Source organism: Bradyrhizobium sp. Kon56, assembly GCF_055807635.1.
Window position 1 is genome coordinate 1 of record NZ_JBVVOU010000579.1, and the last position, 243, is coordinate 243.

Annotated in this window: 1 protein-coding gene; it reads right to left on the minus strand. The window is 56.4% G+C overall.

Translation table 11 applies throughout. From position 1 onward, the window contains the following. Positions 1 to 243: hypothetical protein (locus AC0L3B_RS40125; RefSeq protein ID WP_473383547.1), on the minus strand; the 243-nt coding region annotated here is incomplete at both ends.

Here is a 243-nt window from a genome sequence, read left to right on the forward strand (position 1 = left end):
TGTCTGAAGCGTAGACGCAGATTGCCTGCGCCACGAGGCGCCCTGAGGTTTTTCGAGAAGGGCGCACGACCACAGGCGCCGTTCAGGCGTATCACGGCGGGCCGCTGCCGTGCTGATATGTAATACTCTGCGCCGTTTTGCACCGTGAAGGCCGGTTTAGACGCTTGGAGCCGTCCTCCGTCGATTGGCTTTTCACTCAATAAACAGCAAAATTTGGCGATATGCCCCGATAAAAAGCCAATC